The sequence below is a fragment of the Synechococcus sp. Cruz CV12-2-Slac-r genome (assembly GCF_024346075.1).
Taxonomy (GTDB): domain Bacteria; phylum Cyanobacteriota; class Cyanobacteriia; order PCC-6307; family Cyanobiaceae; genus Synechococcus_D.
The window spans coordinates 1-3,333 of sequence record NZ_JAGQEK010000169.1 but is presented as its reverse complement, the minus strand read 5'-3'; the positions used below and the strand labels follow the sequence as shown (position 1 = coordinate 3,333).

At 51.5% G+C, this 3,333-nt stretch carries 4 protein-coding genes; all 4 read right to left on the bottom strand.

Annotated elements, in window-relative coordinates; genetic code table 11:
- A partial coding sequence (locus KB557_RS10020) for a DEAD/DEAH box helicase (RefSeq protein WP_255133813.1) occupies nucleotides 1-488 on the bottom strand: 488 nt, incomplete at its 3' end.
- On the bottom strand, nucleotides 485-1,552 hold the full coding sequence (locus KB557_RS10015; RefSeq protein ID WP_255133811.1) for a type III polyketide synthase: 1,068 nt from the start codon (nucleotides 1,550-1,552) through the stop codon (nucleotides 485-487). The genes KB557_RS10020 and KB557_RS10015, both read right to left, overlap by 4 nt.
- Complete coding sequence (locus tag KB557_RS10010) at nucleotides 1,549-2,718, bottom strand: NAD(P)/FAD-dependent oxidoreductase (RefSeq protein ID WP_255133809.1); 1,170 nt, start codon at nucleotides 2,716-2,718, stop codon at nucleotides 1,549-1,551. The genes KB557_RS10015 and KB557_RS10010 overlap by 4 nt, the downstream gene beginning before the upstream one ends.
- Nucleotides 2,719-2,720: 2 nt before the next feature.
- A partial coding sequence (locus tag KB557_RS10005) for a methyltransferase domain-containing protein (protein WP_255133807.1) occupies nucleotides 2,721-3,333 on the bottom strand: 613 nt, incomplete at its 5' end.

Sequence of the window (3,333 nt, the reverse complement as noted above, 5' to 3'; positions counted from 1 at the left end):
CTTCCCATTAATTCGTGCCATTCATCGAGCACTACTCCATATAAATCAGCAAATAACTCATTTGCTTTTGGATTTGCCAGCAGCAGGCTTAGCGATTCAGGGGTGGTAATTAAAATTTGCGGTGGGCTACGCAGTTGTTTACCGCGCTCGTAACTGCCGGTGTCGCCATTGCGAATCCCCACTTGCAAGGGCCAGCCCATCTCTTCTATCGGCTTTTGAATCGCTAAGGCAAGATCGCGGCTTAGGGCTCGTAATGGGGTGACATAAAGCAGGTGCAGCCCTTTTTTGTGTTCTGCTGCCAGCAATTCAGCAATCGGACCCATTACAGCGGCATAGGTTTTGCCTGATCCGGTGGGTACTTGGATCAAGCCACTCTCCCCGCAAAGGTAGGCATCCCACGCTTCTTGTTGAAATGGCAGCGGCGTCCAGCCTTGCCGCTGGAACCAAGTAAGAATCGGATCCAAGCTGATCTGCTGTGCAGCGTTCACGGCAGTAGCAGTAGAGCCACTTCAGCGCTTAAACCAGGCCCAAAAGCCATCGCGATACAAGGGCCTGAAGCTGCTGATGAGCGCAATCGATCGATGATGAACAAAATCGTTGCCGAAGACATATTTCCGTGTTCGCGCAACACCGCCTGTGATTCAGCGATCTGATCAATGTTCAGCTCAAGGGCGTTTGCGCAGGCTTGCAGTAGCCGTGGACCACCCGGATGTATCGCCCAACTAACAATTTCTGCTATTCGATAGTTCTTGGCTATTAACCAACGCTCAAGCCAAGGTTTTAGCTGCGTGGCTATTGCCTCGGGCACTTTTGCTGAAAGGCCCATTTCAAAGCCATGGTTGCCGATCTGCCAATGCATCAGTTCCTCTGAATTAGGAATCAGCAGCGAACCTGAGGCGAGCAGGCTGGGATAGTTATCAGCTTCAGCTTTCTTGGCAGTAGCTATTAGGGCAGCAGCGCCATCGGCAAATAATGCGTTTGCTACCACTTTTTCTGGATCCCAGCCGTAATAGAGATGAAGGCTGCAGAGTTCCACTGCGCAAAGCAATACCACTGCCTCGGCATCGGCATCCACAAAAGCTTTGGCTACCCGCAAGCCGTTAAGGGCGCCATGGCACCCCATAAAACCCACATGGGTGCGTTGCACCTCTGGATCTAGGCCCAGTTGCTTGATTAAGTCCAAATCAAACCCTGGCGCTTGAAAGCCCGTGCAACACACAGTTACCAAATGGGTAATGCGGGTTGCTGCAATTTGCGCATCGGCTAGCGCCCCTTCAGCTGCAGCTAAGGCAAGAGGTGATGCATGGCGGGCATATTCAGCCATGCGGGCCGCGGTGCTGGGGTTCTCCTCGCCATAAAAAGGTATTTGCTCGCTGCTATTTCCCGTTGCCAGCACACTGGCGCGGCTTTGCACTTGAGTACGGCGCAAGATACGTTGCACCAAGCCGTTTTTTTTACTGCCCCTTGAGCTAACCCGCTCAGAAAGCAGTGCAGAATCAGCTTGGTTTACCTGATTTGGTGGCACTGCGGTGCCAATGCCGCGGATGTTCACGGTATCGCTACATGATTCAGCTGTGATACCAATTTTTTGGTGATAAGGGGTACGCGTTTGCTTAGGCCAAAGGCCAAAGCGGTTGCCAGAGGTTGTTGCAATAACAGTGCCATAGCCCGGCAGATGCGTTGGCGGCGTCCGATTTGTTTGCTTAAAACTCGCTGCCAGCGGCGCTCGATACTTTCACTCCAGCAAGCGATGCCTGTTAAAACCAAGGGCACCACTGCAGCTCCTGAAGTTAGAGCCCAGGCCATACCCTCCCCAGTGAAGGGTTCCACATAGCCGGCTGCATCTCCCAGCAGCAAAAAGCGCTCACCACCAACAACTGTGGAATGGCGCGTAAGTGCGGGGGTAACTTGCCAATCAGCTTGCTCTAGCCCCATCGGAATTGCAAAACCCGCGTTGAGTAGTACAGCGCGGGTTGCCTCTGCCGCTCCAAATGAATTGGTGTTGGTTTTTAGTGCATGGCGATCAAAGGCAGCGGCAATGTTTAAGTAACCGTCCTCTCGCTGCACCAGCCCCACATAGCCCTGTTTTGCGATTGCCATATGGATAACTCCAGCTGAATAAGTAGTTGCTGCATCCCTTATTACGCAACCGGCACCAAGCCGGGATTGATGCTTGATATGTAACTCTCCAGCTTCAGAGGCGGGTATGCAGCGATTCGCTAACCCCGCTGCAATAAGTACCACCTTGGCGCTTACCTGTTCAATATGTTTAGCGCCGAATTCCTGCAGGGTTACATTTCTTGCCCCCGCCGTTGCGGGCCCTAATAGTGCTGTGGTGCCACTGCGGAAGTGTGCTCCTGCGGCGATTGCAGCATCTACCAAAGCTTGATCGAATCGTTCCCGCGATAGTGCTATACCGCCAGGAAGTGCGATCGAACATTTTTTTCCTTTATGACCAAGCAATAGTTGATCTAAGGCAACACCCCCTTGCTGCTCGATTAGTTCGCTCTGGCCAACTGAAGCAAGTACTGCCTGGGCTTGAGCATTCAGGCAGCAACCACATACCTTCCAACGGGGAAAGTTGCGTTTTTCTACAAGCAACACTTGAATCCCTCTACGAGCAAGCTCGATCGCAGCTAAGGCCCCAGCGGGCCCCGCACCCACTACAACCACATCCCAATTTTCAATGGCTTCGCCTGAGATGTGGCGCTCCTTCAAAATTAATTGCCTTCCCAGCTCAGAAGGTAACGCTCAGGCCAGCAACGCTGCAGCTTTGCATTTTGAATTCCTGCTCTTTGGGTTAAAGCGCGTACCTCTTCGATTTGAAAGGCAGCCCTAACTGATAAAGGTCCATCGGTGTGAACCACCCATGATCTGCTAAGCAATCGGGTTCCGGCCCATGCCATTCCATAACCGAGACGGCTGCGAATTAGGTCTGTTAATAAAACCAAATACCGGGCCCGCTTGTTCATAATTTTAAGTAGCTGTTCTGCATCGGCGTTATTGAGGTGATGCAGGAATAGCGAACAGAACACCACATCAAAATCCTTTTCTTGATTTGATGCATCAAGCGCATCGGCGCAAAAAAATTCCAATTCCACCCCACGGCGTAGTGAATTTGCCTTTGCGATTTCAACAGCCTCAGGATTTATATCGAATGCGTGCAATTTTATTGCTAATCCCTTACGCCTGGCTTGTAATGCAAGATCGATTGCGGTATCACCGCCGCCGCAGGCAAGTTCAAGAATCTGCAGGGGCTTGTTTTCTTTTTCTCTTGCCAGTTTTTCAATGGGAGCAAGCAAACTTGCAGATGTGCCGCTGATGAAATTGATG